This is a genomic window from Spiroplasma endosymbiont of Poecilobothrus nobilitatus (assembly GCF_964030655.1).
Classification (GTDB): Bacteria; Bacillota_I; Bacilli_A; order Mycoplasmatales; family Mycoplasmataceae; genus Spiroplasma.
On record NZ_OZ034915.1, the window covers coordinates 775285 to 793184 of the forward strand.

Sequence of the window (17900 nt, forward strand, 5' to 3'; positions counted from 1 at the left end):
ATTTATTATTTTTTGTTTTTTCTTAAATCATAGAGCAATTTTATTACCCTCCCTTACTTAAACCAAATAATTTAAGTCGTCACGATGATACCATCATTATTTAAAAAAGTACAATTTTTTTATAAAAATTTGTACTTTGAAATTAATTAATCATTAAAATTTTTCCCGATATCTGTTTGATAAATTTTAAAATGTTGTTCATTATTTATATACATTTTATAAGCAAATAATAGTGCCATAAAACCATCAATTCTTTTGCGTGAACTTTTTTTAATTGGCATAACATTTTCTTTACTATCTGTTATAAGTTTTGTGTTATCTAAATTTCATTTAAAAATAGGATGATTATTATAAATAATTTTATCATCATAAAATAATGGAGCAATCGATTTTATTAATGGTGATATTGTATATATACCATTTGTGACAATTTCTGTTCTATTAGAAAAACCGTTTTGTTCCAATTTTTCTTTTATATAATCTGCATAATATCTATCATATCCAATTTTTACACAAATTAAATTATATTTTTTAATAGTTTCAATAATATAATCAATTATTTCATCTCTATTTACAGCGGATCCAAGTGTAAAAGTTATGTATCCTTGTTTTTCTCAGACAGAATATAAAACTTTGTCTTCTTTTTCATTTTCATATGCTCTTTCTCGGGGAATAAAAAAATGTGGCAAAATAAAAAACTCACCAGTTTTTTCGGGTATTAAAAATACAACAGCAGTTAAGTCCATTGTTTGTGATAAATCAATACCAACAGTACAATATTTATTTTTTAAATAATCTTCTAAATTAACATTTTTATTATTTTTTTCTTGTAAAGATCCAAAATTAAATAATGAAGTTTCTTGCAAAGAAGCAATATTACAATGACGAGTTAAAAAACTAGGTTGTTGTAATGGTTGGTTAATTGCTGTTTCTCATTCTTCTTTTAACTTTTCAATATTTTTAGAAATACCAAGATTTGGATTTGCTTTATATAGATTTTTAAATTTTTTTCATTCATTAAAATTATCTAATTCATATATTCAAGGTAAAAAATTATCGTTTTGATAGATATTATTTAATACTTTTTCAGCATATTCATATCTCTCATCATAAATACTCTCACGAGTACTTCCACTTGTTGTAATTAAAAGCATTAATGTATTTTTTCTTTTTGATGTTGCTGATTTAATAACATCATATAAGTCTCTTTTTTTCATAGCCGCCAATTCATCTAAAATTACTACATATGGATTTAAACCATCTAATGTTTTATCTTCTGATGCTAATGGTTGAAAATGTGATCAATCTCTTAAAAATTCTATTTTATCCCTTGTTATTTTTAATTTATTATTTAATCATTCTTCTTGTCTAATCATACTTTTAACTTCATCAAAAATAATTTTTGCTTGCTCTTTTTTTGTTGCAACTGTATATATACTTGCTCTTTTTTCGTTATCTAATAACAAACATTTTAAAGCAATAGCAGATGCTAGGGTTGATTTACCATTCCCTCTACCAACAACCAATAATGCTTCTTTAAATCTACGAATATTAGTTTCTTTTTCGTAAAAACCAAATAATGCTTCTATAAATGCTTTTTGTCATAATTCTAATTTAAAATTTTGTCCTGCATATTCACCAGTTGAAAGATGACAAAATCTTTCTATAAAAATTATTGCACCACTTGCTTGTTTTTTATTAAAATAAAACTTTTTACTATTTTTTAATTCATTAACTAAATTAGATACTATCTTTTTAATTTTCAAACAAACAATATCTTCGTTTTTTTTAATTCACTCATTATATAATTCTAAATTAGTTTTATTATTTATCGTTTTTTCAATCATAAATTATTTTTCTTCTAATTGTAGAATTTCATCTAATAGATTATTGTTTGTTTGTAATATAGGCGATACTTCATTTTTTTCATTACTTTCTTTTATTCATTTTTCAATAATTATATAGTGACTTTTATAATTTTTTAACATTGCATTATATTCTGGCAAAATTGGATTTTTTTCTTGTCTTTTATTCCCGCGAATATTTTCAACATCAATATAATAATTATCTAATTGACGAATTTTTTTATCCATATCATAAATTAATCATTCAATTTTACAAAATGTTTTAAGGAAATTAATTTTTGACTTATCTAAATCAACATTATTATTAATTAATATTTTTTTATAATCTTTAAAAAGATTATTTATTTCTTTTTCACCTTTTAAATTTAGTTCATTTTCGCTTAAAATTGCTTTATTTTTATTCATTTTCGGGTTATTTTTATTCATTTTTAAGCTATTTTTTACCAATTTTTTATTGTTTTTTTTGCTTTCCATTAATAAAACCCCTTATTTTTAAATGTTTTTTTATTATTTTAAATAATTTATTTCATCACACCATAAAATTTTTGCCTTTTGTGTGCACGTGCCCCCAGCCCTCGGTAGCCCAAAATACCTTTAAAATAAGGTACAATAGGGGGTAAAAATATAATTTAATTTGTATAATCACTTAAATTATTTGATATTAAATCGATGACATCATACCGTCATTAAAATAAAAAGTAAAGTAATTTTAATATAGTTATTGAAATTCTTTTTTTATAAATTTAAAATAATGTTTATATATTTATTAAATTATTTTTTTTTCATATTTGTTGTATCCTAAATAAAAACCATTATCTCAATAATTAGGATTATCAATATTTTCTAAATCTTTTAGTAATTGTTTTAATTCTTCTGATGTTAATTTTCTTTGCTGAATTTTAGTATTTTCATAATGACTATTATATTCATTTAGTAAATCATTATTATCATCATTTTTGTTATGCGAATTAAACTGCTTTTTGTTTTCTTGTTTTAATTTTTCAAAAGATAAAATTAAATTTTTTCCCATAATATTACCATTTTTATTATCGATAATACTATGAACCATATATTTTTTATTTTCATCAATTTTTAAACTAAAATAATTTTGATAACTTGATAAACCTAAGTAATTTTTATTTCAAACAACACAATCTTTTTTCTTATTTATTAAGATATAAATCATATTATTTTTTTCTTGCGAAATTAAATTTTGATTTAGATAAATTTTTTTTATCATATTTAATTACCTCACTTTATTTTTTTATATTTTTAGCATTTATAAAATTTATTAAGCATTAATAATTCTGAATTTGAAATTGCAAACTCTTGCTTATATCTAATACAATCAATAATTATTTTTCCATTAAACTTTGTTTTAAGTTTTGAATAATCTTTTTTTATTATAATAATTACCTTTCTTTTTTCTAATATTTTATATTTGACAAATTATTATTTTTTTCTTCTTTATTTGGTAATTAACTATCTTTTTTAAGATTATTTTTATTTCAATTTCATATTTTTGAAATTTTATTTTCTAATTCATGGGTAATTAATCAATGTTCTTCACATAATATTATTTCTTTTTTATATTTTAAATTTCATGCTAATTTGCCATTATCATTAATTATAAAAGATTTGCCAGAATAACCATAATTTTTACAAACATTACAAATCATTATTTTACATCCTTACTAGATAATTTGTAATATTTTGAATTATCTATTAAACCATAACCACAACCTTCACCATCACAATTACATTCTGCATAACAAGTTAAATCAAAATCTTCTTTATATAATTGTTGTTCTAATATTTCTCTAATTGCCCCATCACATTGTTCATTCATAATTTCTAACTGTTTATCTTTTTCAGCAAGTTCTTTTTTAAGTTTTTCATTTTCTTCTTTTAGTTTGTTAAATTTAATTGATTCTGTTATATTCATTTTCTTTCTCCTTTTTAAAATCAATCACCACATAAACATTGTTGTCTTCTATCACATTTACATTTAAAATCTCAATTAGTATTTAAATGTGGATCACGGCAACGATAACAATTTTGTCTATCTTCACATTCACAAAATTCACATTCTATTTTAGTCATTATTAAAGTTCCTCCAAATTCTTTTCCATAATTAAAGTATCAATATATTCATAAGCACTATCTTCTGAATAGCAATAATCTTCTAATGCAATGTTAAATAAATCATCTTCGGTATAAACTTTGCCATCTTCATCTTTTCACATATTATTCACATCCTTGTCATTTAATATTGTTATCTTCTAAATCAATAATTGTTGTTAATCATCCTTGTTCATTTTCAACATTACTAGTAATTTTTGCTTCTTCTAATGTATAAAAAAATAAAGTTTTAAAATCACCATATTTACTTTTCATTACTAATAAGTATCTTTTATTCATAATTTAATTCCTCCGAATATTCTTTTATAGTTATGCCACTATGTCTATGTTCCGTAATGCCACAATAACTATTAAATTTAAATGTCATTTCAAAATGACCATGTATTTTAATTTTTTTTAAAGTTTCTAAGGGTTTATTTTTAATTTCATAATCACTAGGAAGATATATTCTTCTACATTGATTACAATGTTTATAACTTGCCATTTTTTCCTCCTAATTTTGTTTTGCTAATGCTCACTGTTCATCAGTCATATCTTCAAATGATACTGAATAAGCTCGTAGCATTAATTGATTTAATTTATTAATTATGTATTCATTTAATTTTTTCTTTTTCATACATCCTCCATTAATTAACAAAGTTAAAAAACTTTATTAATTTTATTTTTTTATATTTACTTTTAGAATTATTTTTTATTTATTATGTATTCACCAGTTTCTAAATTAATTTCAGCGTTATCATTAAATGCTTTTTCACGCATATGTTCTTTGTTGTGACATTCTAAACATAATAACTCTAAATTATTTATTGATAATAATATTTCTTTATTTCAATTAATAAAATCTTGATCTTTTATATATTTTTTATGATGAACTATTATTCCTTTATTTAAATAACCCCTATCTTTTTTGCATCTTTCACACATACCCATTTTTAAAGTGAAGTAATAATCCCTTACTTTTTTTCATTCAGTAGTATGATAAAATTTATTACGAATTGGACGAGTTTTATATTTATTATTCATTAAAAATTATTATTCTAATGTTAAATCATCATTAATTAAAACATTTTCATCAAAATTGTTATTTTTTTCATTTTCATTATTAATATTGTTGTTTGATTCAATATTAATAAGTTGTTGATTATCAATATAATTTATATTGTTTTCATCATTAATAACTGTTTGATCATATTTATATGCTTCTTGCATTTCAATATTCATAATTCCTCATTTTTTTAATAATGTAGATAAAACAGTTTTAAGAGCCATATCACCAAAACCACTAACCATAAATTTTCCATATTTTTTATAAGTTTGTGAATATTTACTAAAATGACTTTCGCATTGTTCTTTTGTTCAAAATAAAGTTTTTTCAAAACCATTTAATAGTTTAAAATATGCGACATATCCAATAGTTTCTTTTTTAATTCTTTGATTTTTATCTTCTATTCAATTAAAATTATATTCTTCCTTTAAAAAATTATAATTTTTTAATTCACCATCTTTAACTTCAATAGCATTAATAGTTAAATATTGTCCAGTTCTAATAGCGAGTTGAATATATCCTTTATAGCCAATTTGAAGTTGTGCCAAATACTTATTTTCTTTTTCATTGTAGTAAGGTAAAACATAAATAAAACCTAAATTTTGATCTATTGGTAAATTTAATAACATACCTTGATAACACGCTGATAAAATACTATTTAATTCACATTTAGTAAATAATTTGTTTTTATTTCAAATTGAAAGAACATTTTTAACAAAAATATCTTTTTCTTTTTCATTTTTAAATTTTGTATTTAATCAATTTTTTGTGTTTGGTTGTTCTAAATAATTTTTAATTTCCATTTTAAATCTCCTCTTTAAAATTTGCACTATTTTTTAAAAATTGTGCTTTTGCATCTTGTCATTCTAAATTTAATTTAGTTGTTATTTTAAAATTAATTCTTTCAATTCCATTTTCATTTATAATTCAAATTTCACCTTTATCAGCAACATTGATACCATTGGCTTTTAATAAATGAGCATATCCTGTAATTTGTAATTGTGCCATTTTAATTTTTTTAAGTTCAACATTTTTTCAAGTTTTAAAATCAACAACAACTGCATTATTATTTTCCATATAAACCAAATCGGGTGTACCACAAATTAATCCATCTGAAATTGGTTGTTCTATTATTGCTATAATTTTTTTAAATTCTTTTTCAATTTTTTTAATAAAATCATTAAACTTTTTTATTAATGGAAATAATTCTTTAATTTCATTATATTCAACATTTAATAATTCTAATATTTGATTAATATTGTTTCGTGAGTTTTTATTTTTAACACAATCGTATAATATTCTTGATGCAAATTCATGAATAATATTTCCCCTAATTATTGCTTTATTAAAATATGCAGAACCTTTAATATTATAATAATTTGTATTAAAATAGTTACTAACTATTGGTGTAACACTGGGTAAAAATTTATTATTAAATTTATATCTATGTTCATCTTTTCAAAATTCAGCTTCATACTTTAAATTAATATTTTTATCAATAAATTTCATAAATAATTTAATAATGAAACTTTGTTTTATAATTAATTTCTAATCCATCAATTTTAGGATTTTCAATTTGCTGATTTTTTATTCAATTTAAAACATAGTCTGTATCAAGTTCTTTTTTGATAAATTTATTAGGAACTTTGTCAATGTCAATTATTTTAATATCATATTCTTTTTTTTGCTTTAATCCTCTAATTTTTAATTCGTTTTCACTAATTAATTGATCAATAATTCCAACATTATTAGTTAAATTTTTATTTTCTAAAATTAGTTGTTTCTGTTTTTCAAACCAATAAACTTGTTTTTGTAAAATTTCATCTGTTAAATCTTTAAATTTATTGCTAATTTCTTTTTCAAATAATAATAAAATTCTTCTTACTTGATTTAAAATAGTTTTTGATGAAGAAAGTGGATTTAAGTATTTTTTTTCTTCCATTTTTAAAATAGACTTTAATTCGCTACCATTATCTGCATCTTTTTTATTATTAATTGTGTAATTAATGATTTTATTTTGTAAAGAATTAAAATAATCAATATTATTTTTATCAGTTATTTTTGATATAAAATCTTTCAAATAATTTAAAGAATCATTAAGTGAATTCCTTAGTTTTATTTTTTCATCTTCAATATCATTTTTAGTTATTAATTCTTTTATAGTTGTTAATTCCATATTTTTTAATTCTTCCTTTCGTTATTTACTATTAAATACTTTGATTATTTTTAATGTTATAAAATATAAAATTGGTAAACATATTGTATTTGTAATTAATATTCCGATAATTATTTGTTCTATACTTAAAACTCCAAGATTTAATCAAAAAATTATAAAATCAATCGGAAGATAAATAATTATGTTTGATAATAAAATAAGAATAATTTTAATAATATGATTTATTTTTATTCAATTAATTAGTTTAATTAAAATGGCCAATAAACCCGTACCAATATTTCAGCATAATGATCCCAAAGTAAAACCTCATAATGTTAAATCAGATAGAAAATGTCCCATAAATCCAATTAATAAACACCAATATCAATTTAAAATAAATCCGCTTATAAAAATGGGGATTAAAAATAATGGAATTGATGTTCTTGGAATAATTTGTATTCGCATTACTTGTGATAATACAACCATCATTGCAATTAAAACTGCGACATAATTTATGTTTTTGATTAATTGAAAATTATTCATTTTTTAAAAATTTAATTTAAGTTGTATTTTATTTAATCGTTTTTGTATCATTGAAAAGTAATTATTATTTATTTCACAACCTAGTCATTTTCGGTTTAATTGTTCACAAGCATATGCGGTTGTACCACTTCCCATAAAAGGATCTAAAATTAAATCATTTTCTTTGCTATGTTTTTTAATTAAATCGCCAAATATATTTAATGGTTTTTCTGTTGGGTGTTATGTTTTTTTATAAGATGAACCTATTGGGTTTTTAAATATTGTTTTTTTATTTTCATAGTTTTTTATATAGTTTGGTATTGGATATTTTTTAGAATAAATAATCATACAATATTCTTTATCTTGAAAAATAAAATTATTAGTTGGCATTGGATTTGTTTTTTCTCAAAAATAAAAATCAAAATTCATATTATTTTTATAAACTCAATCTAAATAATCTTTAATTTGTCTTCTATTCATTCAAATTAACATAAATTTATTTTTTGAAATTCGGTAAAACTCATCTAAATAAGTATTTATATCAAATGAATTATGTAAATTATTATCATAAATAGCATTAATATATTTATTTATACTTTTTGATATTTCACTGGAATTTATTTGTTCTTTTTTCCTTGTTGGTAAATCATATAAATAAGGTGGATCAGTTAATATTAAATCAACGCTATCATTTTCTAATGTTTTGACAAAAAATAAAGCATCAGTATTTGTTAATTTACCTAAATTAGTCTTAAATTCTTTCATTAAATTATCATCCTATTTTTTTGCATTTTATTAATATAAAATTATTAAATATTTTTTTAGCATTATTTTTTTATATATAATTTTAAGATATGTTTATCAAAAATATTTAATTTAATATATTTATATTGTTTGTTTATGATAGAGATTGAGATAAATATATTATTAATAATTTTTTACTTACTTTTAATCTAATTTATTTATTAACAAATATATTAATTTTGTTATTAACTAATTATTTATGAGAGAGTGAGAGAAATATTAATATTTTATTTTTTATCTCTTTATCTCTCTGTCTTTTAAATAAATATATTAAATATATAGTAAAAATAAATTTTTGCACATTTAAAATATGCAAAATAGCAAAAAATGGCACACCGAAAAATACTATTAAGTTTTCAAAGAACAGTTAGTTTAGTTATTAAACAAAATATTAAATTAACTAAAATAATATAAAACTAGTGTGCCATTAAGTTTTTAAAAGTGTTTTGAAATAGTGGAAGGGCAATACCTTAATTTAATAAATATATTATTAAAATTAACTGAAACAAGGAAGTGGAAATGCTTAGAGCTAATTAAAAAGATATTGCCTTTTCACTATTTCAAATATTTTTTGTTAAAAACAAAAAATATCACTTTTTTGTAAGTGATATTGCTTTTACATTAATTTCTAATTTTTATATTTTTACCCTACTTTTATTTATACGACCAAAATTATCTGGTAAAATAACACTATGAGCATTTATTTGAAACAAATTTAGAACAGTAATATTAGTGATAATTAATGCAAATAAAATTATTATATAAATCCTTTTTTGTTCATGCTAAATTTGGTATAATTACTTTAGTCAAATAGGTGATTAGATGGAAAATAACAAGTTTAATTATTATAATTGAGCAAATAACAAATGAGGAAAAAAGTGACAAATGTCACAAGACACTAAGCAACGGTTATTAACTTTATCGGGAAAAATCCACTATGTTCCATTATGAAAACCAGTTGATATTACAATTGACTTAGATACTCAACAATTAATTATTCCAAAAAATCTTGCTTTTTTAGCACAAAAATATCAATTACCACAAACAACATATTATCTTTTTAAATATAATAATATTAATAACATTATGATAGAATGTAATTACATTATTAGTAATTATTCAAAAATTATTGAAGCCAAAATTGATCAAAATTTTGTTTCATTAAAATGATCATTATCATATGGTGCTTACTTTTTTAAAGAAATTACTAATTATATCCTAGCACAAGATACAATCTTAGAAACTTATCGGGAAACAAAAAATCGAAAGCAACGGTTATTATTTCGTTATCAAAACCAACGTGCATTTAAGAAAAGTAAATGAAAGGGAGAATAAATTTTAATGAAAATTCGGTTAGACCAGTTAATGGTTAATAATAATTTAGCTCCTTCGCGCGAAAAAGCTAAAGCAATGATTTTAGCAAACAATGTTTTAGTTGAAAATGTCCCAGCTTTAAAACCAGGTGAACTAGTAAAATAAGATAGTATTATTAAATTACGTGGTGAACCATTAAAATATGTTTCCCGGGCAGGGGAAAAGTTAGCCAAAGGTTTAACTGCTTTTAATTTAACCGTTAAAAACCTAGTTTGTCTTGACATTGGTGCTTCAACTGGTGGTTTTACCGATTGTTTATTACAAAATAACTTTAATTTTGTAGAAAACTCTTGATATTTATAAAATATACCTAAAATTAGGTATATTTTTAATATAAGAGGTGAATAATTAATGGAAAAAATAATTGAAGAATTAATAAATAGTTTAACAGATGATCAATTTTTAGAATTTCATGAAAAAGTAAAAAAAGAAGCATAATTAATTAAAAAACAAAAACGCTTAAATGAAATTGAACAAAAATTTAGGGATAAAGGTATTAAATGTCCTAATTGTCAATCTTTTTATTGTGTTAAAAATGGTCATAATCCTGAAGGAAAACAAAAATATTTATGCAAAAAATGTCGTGCTAGTTTTGATGCTTTTCGTGATCATTTTACGTATTGAAGTCATTTAAATTATGAACAGTGAAATTTATTGATTCAAATTTCATTATTAGGCCAATCTAGTAAAATGATTTCCCGTTTTATTAAAACATCACCGAAAACCGCTTGATATAATCGCCAAAAAATAATGAAATCAAAACAATTAGAAAACACCCAATTAAAATTTAAAACGTTAAATGGCAAAATTCAAATCGATGAAACATTTATTAAAGAAATCCACAAAGGTAATTTTAAAGATAAATTTGATAAAAGAAAAATTCATCTTGATTCATTTTCAACCAACACTAAATGTTGTATTCAAATGGCTGTTGATAGCAATAATAATATTTATGTTAAATTCAACCAACACAAAACGATTACAAAAACAGTGAATTATTGAAAATATTAATAAACAATTAATCAAAGAAAATTCAATTATTATTTCTGACATGCAACCATTATATTTATTAGTAGCAAAACAAACAAATTCTATTTTATTAGCAACTAAAACTAGTACAAATCCTGATGCTAGTTATCGGAAGTTAAATAAAATTAGTAAATTACAATCAAATCTTAAAGAATCCTTAATTCATTATCATGGCTTAGGTTTCGCGAACATTCAAAATTATTTAAATCTCTGAAAATGAAAATACCAGCATAAAGGTTTAACGCCAAACCAACAATCATCGGTATTATATTTTAACGTATAAAAAAGTTAAATAACAATATTAAAAGTTTATATAATTTTCTTTTAAAGTTATCATATTGATGATTTTTTTTATTTCATCAAGAGTTTTCTACAAAATTAAAAAAAAATATTGTAAATGTTTTCATGCATCGTGTTCATGCTCTGTCATTTTAATATTTCCTTTATAGCTATAATTTTTCTTAGCAAATGGTGATTGTAAAACATATTTTAAATTAAATAGGTATTTGCATAAAACTTTTAAAACACTGATAAATTTAGGTGTAGATAGTGGGTTTGTTATTTTTAATCCCTTATGAAGTTGATAATCTTCAATTATTACAAGAACTTTATTTAAATAAGAACAAGTTTACTTTTGAAAGTTGTTTAATATTAAATAGATATTATTTATTGCTTCTTCTTCGTTTTTAGAATGAAAAGTAATATTATTAATTATTTTCTGTTGCAAAACATTATAAAAAATAATACCAGTTTGACCAATTCCAGCAGGGTCAATTGCAATAATATATTTTAATTTATTTGGTTTATTTTTTTGTCAATTTGTAATATTTTTCATCCATCGGAAGCCAAATATAAAATATCGTTAATTTTGTAATGCTGCATATAAGAAGCAATTACATCTCATTTGTTTTTAAATAAATTTAAGTACATTTTTGCTCATTCTAAACATTGCAAATCATAATGATTTTTATGATGAGAAATACGACAATTAACAAGGTTACAATTAATTCAATCAAATGAAGTTGTTATTTCATTTCAAGTTTTATTAATATACAAACTTTTATATTCTGTAATTATAATAATCCTTTCATTAATTAGTTTTGCCTAATGCTCAATATTCATCAGTTATTTCATCTACTGAAACTGGATAAGCTCGTATCATTAATTCTTGTAATTTACTTTCAATTTTTTTATTTCATTTTTTCATAAAATATTTTCCTTTCTGTAAAAAATAATATTTTTTTATTGGTTAATATTTTGATATTTAGTAAATAATGTATTTTGTATTTTAGTATTTATTTACTTCTCCGCCCGCTTCACTTCGGGGGGGGGCGGTAGGATATTTAGACAGAGTTTATCCCCCTACGGAAATAAACAAAAAAAGTTTACCCAGTTATTAATTACGTTTCATCCACCCCTAGACAACTTTATATAAAGAAAATAACCTTTGGAGCTCCAACCCTCTTGTTTTTTTAGTGTCCGATATTGTTTTTTTCGGTTTAACAGCACTCTTTTTATGAAAATAAGCCAAAAAAAACGCGTTCTGACATTTCGCAAGTGATTAATCTTGCCGAGAATTAAAGAAATAAATAGGAATAAATCCATTCGCTTTCACACTTTATTTAAGGCTTCGTGTCATAGATGAGTTATCCATCTTTAAGCATCAAAATATTAAGTTTTAAGCATTGCATTATTCATCAGATAATACCTTTATTGAAAGGAAATTTATAAAAATATCATTTATTTTGTGTAGGGAAAACAGAATAACATCTGTTTTATGATAAAAGTTCTAAATTTAAAGATACTATCCGATGAATAATGCAAATAAATTTATTTTTTTAATAGAAAAATAAAAAAACAATCTCACAAGAATTGTTTTTTGCCGGTTCATCTTACAGGACGCCATTTTATTTGTTTCTTTTAAAATCATAAATAATAATTGTTTTAAAAATTGTCATGGATATGAATTTTTATTTTTAATTATTTATTTAGAAATTCTAGTAATATAATTCTAACTTATTTTTGGAAAGAATTAATTGTGACAAAAATGGGAGCAGTAATTTTTACACACATAATTAAGGGTGAATAAAAAAGATACGGGTTTTTGTTTTTAAATGTTATTTAGTTAAATAAATTAAGAATATTTTTTTATTTTTTTATAAAACCCGCAAAAAATTTACTCGCCCATAATTAAAATAAAGTTGTTTTTTATTTTTTTATTGTTATAATTAATTAGGCATTTATTCTATTATTTAGAATATGCTTAAATGTGGTAGTGATGGTAACATTACGTTTGGACCACAGCGAGAATTTAATTAAAAGGAGGAAATTGCTCGTGGCAATAATTACAAGAATTGCAAAATTAGAATTTCAAGCAGGACAAGCAAAACCAGGGCCAGAATTAGCTTCATTAGGAATTAATATGCCTCAATTTTGTACACAGTTTAATGATGCAACAAAAGATCGAATGGGTGATGTTGTTCCAGTTGTTATTACTGCTTTTGATGATAAGACATTTAAATTTGAATTAAAAACAACACCGGCAGCGATTTTATTAAAAAAAGCAGCAAAAATCCAAAAGGGATCAGCAAAGGCAAAAGATGAAAAGGTAGCAACAATTTCAGCTGATGAAGTTCGAAAAATTGCGGAATATAAACTTGTTGATTTAAACGCAAATTATGTTGAAGCAGCAATGCATATTATTGAAGGAACTGCTCGTAATATGGGGATTGTTGTTGAAGGTATGCCAAGTAAGAAGGGGAAAAACTAAGAATGTCAAAATTTGGTAAAAAATATAATAAAGCTGCTGAATTAGTTGGCAAAAATAAGGTATACCCAATTGCAGAAGCAATTGAATTAGCAAAACAAACTGCAACAACAAAATTTGACTCAACCGTTGAAGTTGCCTTTAATTTAAACGTTGATCCACGTCATGCTGACCAACAAATTCGTGGAGCTGTTGTGTTACCAAAAGGAACAGGAAAAACACAACGAATCTTAGTTTTAACAAATAGCAAGGAAGCTGATGCTAAATCAGCTGGTGCTGATTTTGTTGGTGGTAAAGATTTAATTGAAAAAATTCAAAAAGAAAACTGATTTGATTATGATGTTATTATCGCAACACCAGATATTATGGCAGAATTAGGAAAAATTGGAAAATTATTAGGGCCAAAAGGATTAATGCCGAACCCTAAAACAGGAACAGTTACTTCAGATGTTGTTAAAGCAATTGGTGATGTTAAAAAGGGAAAAGTTGAATATCGTGTTGATAAAAATGGAAACATTCATTCAATTATTGGAAAAGCATCATTTAAAGTTGAAGATTTAAAAGCTAATTATAATGTAATTTATGAAACAATTCGTAAGGCAAAACCAGCGGCTGTTAAAGGAGCATATATTAAAAATATTGCTTTCACAACAACAATGGGGCCAGGAATTAAAGTTTTAATTGAATTATAAAAAAGGAAAAGATAAGACTGCACCCCAAAAAGTAAGTAAAATAAAAAAAGATTTTGTTAAATTTTTATAGGGGGTGCATTTTTATATGGCAAAAAAAGGACAAAAATATAACAAATATACATCAGAATTTAGAACAAAAATCATTGAGGAAATTAAATAAAAAAGTTGTTGAATAGTAGCAAAACAATATAATATAAATGCAAATACAGTAGAATCTTGATGAACAAATCATAAAAAAGGAAAATTAAACAATCCTAAAGGACCTAAAATTTCTTTTGCCAAAAGAAATTTAGAATATTATAAAACAAGGTATGAATTATTAAAAAAGCTCCATGACTTTTACAATTAAGCAAACTAAGAATAGTCTCTTTTATTAAACAAAATTGTCGTGAATATTCAATAAAATTATTACTAGAAGTAACAGGGTTAAAACGTAGTTATTGAAATAAATATAAAAATTATGACAGTAGCAAAAAAGATAAAAAAGCAATAAATGATATTGTAAAAGTCTATGAAGAAAATTTAAAACAATTTGGTTATCGAAGAATTACTAAATATTTAAAAGAAGATTATGGTATAAAATATAATTCAAAAAAATTTTTAAGAATTATGTGTGATAATCAAATACAACCTGAATATGTAAGAAAAATGAGAAGAAAAATAAAATATAAACAGAATAAAGAAAAAAGCTTATTGCAATATCCTGATTTAATTAAACGTAAATTCAATGATATAAAAACAAGGTTTTCAGTACTATATACTGATGTAACATATTTAATTTGAAAAGGAGAAAGATATTATCAATCAACAATTATTGATGGATATACTAAAGAAATAGTTGATGTAAAGTGATCTAAATATAATGACAATAAATTAGTAATGAATAATTTAAATGATGCAATTAATAAAATAAAATTAATAAAAAAAGATCTGAATGGAATAATAATTCACTCAGATCACGGATATCAATATACATCCACTATTTATCACGATAAATGTTTATCTAACGGTATTATAATTTCAATGGGGAAAAAATACCACTGTGCAGATAATATTGTTATAGAAAGTTTTCATTCATTACTTAATAAAGCTACAATCCATAATAAAATATATAATTCACATGAAGAATATATACAAGATGTTATAAAATGAAATACATGATATTCAAATCGTAAAGAAAAAGATATAATTAAAAAATAGTAAATACTTTTTATTAGTACTTACTAAAATGGGTGCACTCTACATATCTCTTTTTCTATTCACCATTAACTTTAACATTACCATTATCATCAATAATTAAATCGGGTTTTTGTGTATTTAAATTTCAACGATAAACTGATTTAAAATAATTACTATTTTCTTTTTTTCAACTATAAGCAATAGATTGTTTATCTTTTTCACTAATATTTAAAATTATTTCTTTAGTTTTGTTTTCTTTATTTAAAAATAAATTTCAATTATTTTTATTGGTAATTTTAATAAAATTATCTACTTTTTTATCATTTTTAAATTTAATAATTTCTCATTTATTTTCTTTGTTTGTTCTTCATACTACATAATAATGTTTATTATCAACTGTATTAAATGGTTTTTCTTGTGGCGCTATTCATTCTAAATTGTCTCTAATTTCTTGGTTTTTAGTATCTATTTTATGTTTTTCTTTTAGTTCTTTTAATTGTTCTTCGGTATATTGCGGTGTATTACAAGCAACTAAACTTGTTGTACTTGTTCCAATTAAAATGATTGTTCCAAAAATACTTAATATTTTTTTCATATTTTTAATTCCCTTACTTTTTTACATTTTATTAATTTAATTAAAAATGGAAATAAATTTTATTTGGATAGGCTACAATTATTAGGGCCATAATTATATAGACTTCAAAATTAGATAAAATTATTAAGAAAGAAGGAATATAAAAATGGGAAATAAAACTTCATACTCTGAAGAATTTAAAAAACAAATTGTCATGCTATATAAAAATGGTAAAAGTGTTATTAATCTAGGGCAAGAATATAATTTATCAAAACCAACTATTTATAGTTGAGTTAAAAATTATAATAATTCTGGTTCATTTAAAGCAAAAGACAATCGCACACTAGAAGAAAATGAAATAATAACTTTACGAAAAGAACTTAAAGACTTGAAAATGGAAAATGACATTTTAAAGCAAGCCGCACTGATAATGGCCAAAAAATAACAATAATTAATAACAACAAAACAAAATATTCAGTAAGAAAAATATGTAAGATTTTGGGTTTATTAAAATCAACGTATTATTATCAAACTAATAAATGTATTAACAAGCAAGTTAATAATTATGAACAATAAATTATCAGTGCCTTTAATAAAAGTCGCAAAATTTATGGGGCTCGCAAAATTAAAGTTATTTTAAATAGAAAAGATATCATCTTATCGCGGCGAAAAATCAGATTCTTTATGATCAAAAATAATTTGGTTTCTAAATACACCAAATTAAAATATCATAATCATAAAACAACAGTCAATAATGACCAAATTAATAATATTTTAAACCGTCAATTTAACAACAAAAAACCTAATGAAGTTATTGTTAGTGATTTAACATATGTTCAAGTTGGCGCTAAATGACATTATATTTGTTTATTAATTGACTTGTTTAATCGTGAAATAATTAGTTATAGTGCTGGTCCGAATAAAACAACCGAACTGGTCCAACAAGCTTTTCATAAAATAACACGACCATTAAATCAAATAACTATATTTCATACTGATCGTGGTAATGAGTTTAAAAATAAAATCATTGATGAAATTTTAATAACTTTTAATATTAAAAGATCATTAAGCAATAAAGGCTGCTCTTATGATAATGCTGTGGCTGAAACAACTTACAAAACTTTTAAAACTGAATTTATTAAGGGTAAAAAATTTAAAAATTTAACACAATTAAAATACGAACTTTTTGATTTTGTGCATTGATATAACAATATTCGAATTCATGGCAGTTTAAATTATTTATCTCCAGTTACTTTTAGAAAACAAATGTCTATATAAAAAGTGTCCTAAAAAGTGTTGCCATTCCAATTTCCATAAATTTTCAAATTAATTACTTTTTATACATTTACAATTCTAGCAAAATTTACTCTCAAAACAGTTGTTAAGTGTCTATTATAAGCTACGGCACTATAAAGATAACTATAAACAGAGATACTTAATTTTAATTATTTATTATTTTCAATTCATAATCCTAATTTAATATCACAATCAACATCATATGAAGCAAATCAATATTTGTTTGCTTTAACTAAAGTTCTTCAAAATGCTTTATCACTACTAGTATTATGTTTTATATCAATATTGTTTAAATTAATTTTAATATCTCCAAATTTACCGTTCCCTACATCACCAAAAGTTTCTGGTGAATTTTCTTCCCCGTAAGTATTAATTATAATATAAGGATATTTTTCTATAAATGAATTTCAATCAGAAGCATATTTGGTAAAATCTACTATACTTAATGTTTTATTA

Annotated in this window: 26 protein-coding genes and 3 pseudogenes; 12 read left to right on the forward strand and 17 right to left on the reverse strand. The window is 22.5% G+C overall.

The genetic code is table 4. The features are described 5' to 3' along the window. Window positions 1–146: 146 nt before the first annotated feature. The 13 genes from AAHM76_RS04460 to AAHM76_RS04520 all read right to left on the reverse strand — a co-directional run bounded on the left by AAHM76_RS04460 (window position 147) and on the right by AAHM76_RS04520 (window position 7228). On the reverse strand, window positions 147–1847 hold the full coding sequence (locus AAHM76_RS04460) for a terminase large subunit (RefSeq protein WP_342255488.1): 1701 nt from the start codon (window positions 1845–1847) through the stop codon (window positions 147–149). A 3-nt stretch (window positions 1848–1850) separates the two neighbouring features. Further along, window positions 1851–2291 (reverse strand): hypothetical protein, encoded by a 441-nt coding sequence (locus AAHM76_RS04465; protein WP_342255489.1) that lies wholly within the window; start codon window positions 2289–2291, stop codon window positions 1851–1853. 340 nt (window positions 2292–2631) lie between these two features. Then, window positions 2632–3105, reverse strand: coding sequence for a hypothetical protein (locus tag AAHM76_RS04470; protein ID WP_342255490.1), 474 nt, complete (start codon window positions 3103–3105; stop codon window positions 2632–2634). Window positions 3106–3343: 238 nt separating this feature from the next. Continuing rightward, window positions 3344–3544, reverse strand: a complete 201-nt coding sequence (locus tag AAHM76_RS04475) for a hypothetical protein (protein WP_342255491.1) — start codon at window positions 3542–3544, stop codon at window positions 3344–3346. After that, on the reverse strand, window positions 3544–3810 hold the full coding sequence (locus AAHM76_RS04480; protein ID WP_342255492.1) for a hypothetical protein: 267 nt from the start codon (window positions 3808–3810) through the stop codon (window positions 3544–3546). Before AAHM76_RS04480 ends, AAHM76_RS04475 begins: the two co-directional genes overlap by 1 nt. Window positions 3811–3970: 160 nt before the next feature. Further along, window positions 3971–4111 carry a hypothetical protein gene (locus AAHM76_RS04485; RefSeq protein ID WP_342255493.1) on the reverse strand — a complete coding sequence of 47 codons (141 nt, stop codon included), beginning with the start codon at window positions 4109–4111 and terminating at the stop codon, window positions 3971–3973. A gap of 1 nt (window position 4112) precedes the next feature. After that, window positions 4113–4286, reverse strand: a complete 174-nt coding sequence (locus AAHM76_RS04490; RefSeq protein ID WP_158613867.1) for a hypothetical protein — start codon at window positions 4284–4286, stop codon at window positions 4113–4115. Beyond that, window positions 4279–4491: a hypothetical protein gene (locus tag AAHM76_RS04495; RefSeq protein ID WP_126821155.1), complete on the reverse strand. Its 213-nt coding sequence runs from the start codon at window positions 4489–4491 to the stop codon at window positions 4279–4281. Before AAHM76_RS04495 ends, AAHM76_RS04490 begins: the two co-directional genes overlap by 8 nt. 9 nt (window positions 4492–4500) lie before the next feature. Beyond that, window positions 4501–4623 carry a hypothetical protein gene (locus tag AAHM76_RS04500; protein WP_342255494.1) on the reverse strand — a complete coding sequence of 41 codons (123 nt, stop codon included), beginning with the start codon at window positions 4621–4623 and terminating at the stop codon, window positions 4501–4503. 68 nt (window positions 4624–4691) lie between these two features. Continuing rightward, complete coding sequence (locus tag AAHM76_RS04505) at window positions 4692–5030, reverse strand: HNH endonuclease (RefSeq protein WP_342255495.1); 339 nt, start codon at window positions 5028–5030, stop codon at window positions 4692–4694. Window positions 5031–5039: 9 nt separating this feature from the next. Next, entirely contained in the window at window positions 5040–5855 is an 816-nt protein-coding gene (locus AAHM76_RS04510; protein WP_342255496.1) for a recombinase RecT, read from the reverse strand. A gap of 1 nt (window position 5856) precedes the next feature. Then, complete coding sequence (locus AAHM76_RS04515) at window positions 5857–6561, reverse strand: PD-(D/E)XK nuclease family protein (protein WP_342255497.1); 705 nt, start codon at window positions 6559–6561, stop codon at window positions 5857–5859. Window positions 6562–6568: 7 nt separating this feature from the next. Continuing rightward, a complete protein-coding gene (locus AAHM76_RS04520) occupies window positions 6569–7228 on the reverse strand; it encodes a hypothetical protein (protein WP_342255498.1) in 660 nt (219 codons plus the stop codon). Window positions 7229–7409: 181 nt separating this feature from the next. Here AAHM76_RS04520 and AAHM76_RS04525 point away from each other — a divergent pair, with 181 nt between their 5' ends. After that, window positions 7410–7718, forward strand: coding sequence for a hypothetical protein (locus tag AAHM76_RS04525; protein ID WP_342255499.1), 309 nt, complete (start codon window positions 7410–7412; stop codon window positions 7716–7718). A gap of 35 nt (window positions 7719–7753) precedes the next feature. Here AAHM76_RS04525 and AAHM76_RS08525 read toward each other — a convergent pair whose 3' ends face one another. Together AAHM76_RS08525 and AAHM76_RS04530 are read right to left on the reverse strand one after the other, a co-directional pair. Next, window positions 7754–7951 (reverse strand): DNA methyltransferase, encoded by a 198-nt coding sequence (locus AAHM76_RS08525; protein WP_425289464.1) that lies wholly within the window; start codon window positions 7949–7951, stop codon window positions 7754–7756. An 18-nt stretch (window positions 7952–7969) separates the two neighbouring features. Further along, entirely contained in the window at window positions 7970–8494 is a 525-nt protein-coding gene (locus tag AAHM76_RS04530) for a hypothetical protein (RefSeq protein WP_342255500.1), read from the reverse strand. Between the two features lie 924 nt (window positions 8495–9418). On the opposite strand from AAHM76_RS04530, the gene AAHM76_RS04535 reads away from it, so the two are divergent. The 6 genes and pseudogenes from AAHM76_RS04535 to AAHM76_RS04555 all read left to right on the forward strand — a co-directional run bounded on the left by AAHM76_RS04535 (window position 9419) and on the right by AAHM76_RS04555 (window position 11219). Beyond that, window positions 9419–9868: a hypothetical protein gene (locus tag AAHM76_RS04535; protein ID WP_342255501.1), complete on the forward strand. Its 450-nt coding sequence runs from the start codon at window positions 9419–9421 to the stop codon at window positions 9866–9868. A 6-nt stretch (window positions 9869–9874) separates the two neighbouring features. Beyond that, the gene (locus AAHM76_RS04540) at window positions 9875–10012 is read left to right on the forward strand and encodes a S4 domain-containing protein (RefSeq protein ID WP_342255502.1); all 138 of its coding nucleotides are present in this window, start codon (window positions 9875–9877) and stop codon (window positions 10010–10012) included. 87 nt (window positions 10013–10099) lie between these two features. After that, window positions 10100–10210 carry an SAM-dependent methyltransferase gene (locus AAHM76_RS04545; protein ID WP_342256838.1) on the forward strand — a complete coding sequence of 37 codons (111 nt, stop codon included), beginning with the start codon at window positions 10100–10102 and terminating at the stop codon, window positions 10208–10210. Between the two features lie 192 nt (window positions 10211–10402). Further along, window positions 10403–10459: pseudogene (locus AAHM76_RS08530) on the forward strand (hypothetical protein); the annotation flags it as partial. A gap of 102 nt (window positions 10460–10561) precedes the next feature. Beyond that, a complete protein-coding gene (locus AAHM76_RS04550; protein WP_342255503.1) occupies window positions 10562–10918 on the forward strand; it encodes a hypothetical protein in 357 nt (118 codons plus the stop codon). Next, on the forward strand, window positions 10860–11219 hold the full coding sequence (locus tag AAHM76_RS04555) for a hypothetical protein (RefSeq protein ID WP_342255504.1): 360 nt from the start codon (window positions 10860–10862) through the stop codon (window positions 11217–11219). The genes AAHM76_RS04550 and AAHM76_RS04555 overlap by 59 nt, the downstream gene beginning before the upstream one ends. 345 nt (window positions 11220–11564) lie before the next feature. On the opposite strand, the gene AAHM76_RS04560 is transcribed toward AAHM76_RS04555, so the two are convergent. After that, window positions 11565–11771: a hypothetical protein gene (locus AAHM76_RS04560; protein ID WP_342255505.1), complete on the reverse strand. Its 207-nt coding sequence runs from the start codon at window positions 11769–11771 to the stop codon at window positions 11565–11567. 1500 nt (window positions 11772–13271) lie between these two features. Between AAHM76_RS04560 and rplK the strand changes: the two genes are divergently transcribed. From rplK to AAHM76_RS04575, 4 genes and pseudogenes are all read left to right on the forward strand, one after another. Then, window positions 13272–13706 carry a 50S ribosomal protein L11 gene (gene rplK / locus AAHM76_RS04565; protein WP_342255506.1) on the forward strand — a complete coding sequence of 145 codons (435 nt, stop codon included), beginning with the start codon at window positions 13272–13274 and terminating at the stop codon, window positions 13704–13706. A gap of 2 nt (window positions 13707–13708) precedes the next feature. Next, window positions 13709–14395, forward strand: a complete 687-nt coding sequence (gene rplA, locus AAHM76_RS04570) for a 50S ribosomal protein L1 (protein ID WP_342255507.1) — start codon at window positions 13709–13711, stop codon at window positions 14393–14395. A 522-nt stretch (window positions 14396–14917) separates the two neighbouring features. Next, window positions 14918–14983, forward strand: a pseudogene (locus AAHM76_RS08535) (hypothetical protein); the annotation flags it as partial. Window positions 14984–15043: 60 nt separating this feature from the next. Further along, a complete protein-coding gene (locus tag AAHM76_RS04575) occupies window positions 15044–15595 on the forward strand; it encodes a DDE-type integrase/transposase/recombinase (protein WP_342255508.1) in 552 nt (183 codons plus the stop codon). 55 nt (window positions 15596–15650) lie between these two features. Here AAHM76_RS04575 and AAHM76_RS04580 read toward each other — a convergent pair whose 3' ends face one another. Then, window positions 15651–16169 (reverse strand): lipoprotein, encoded by a 519-nt coding sequence (locus AAHM76_RS04580; protein ID WP_342255509.1) that lies wholly within the window; start codon window positions 16167–16169, stop codon window positions 15651–15653. A 145-nt stretch (window positions 16170–16314) separates the two neighbouring features. On the opposite strand from AAHM76_RS04580, the pseudogene AAHM76_RS04585 reads away from it, so the two are divergent. Further along, a pseudogene (locus tag AAHM76_RS04585) lies at window positions 16315–17426 on the forward strand (IS3 family transposase). The last annotated feature ends 474 nt before the right edge of the window (window positions 17427–17900 follow it).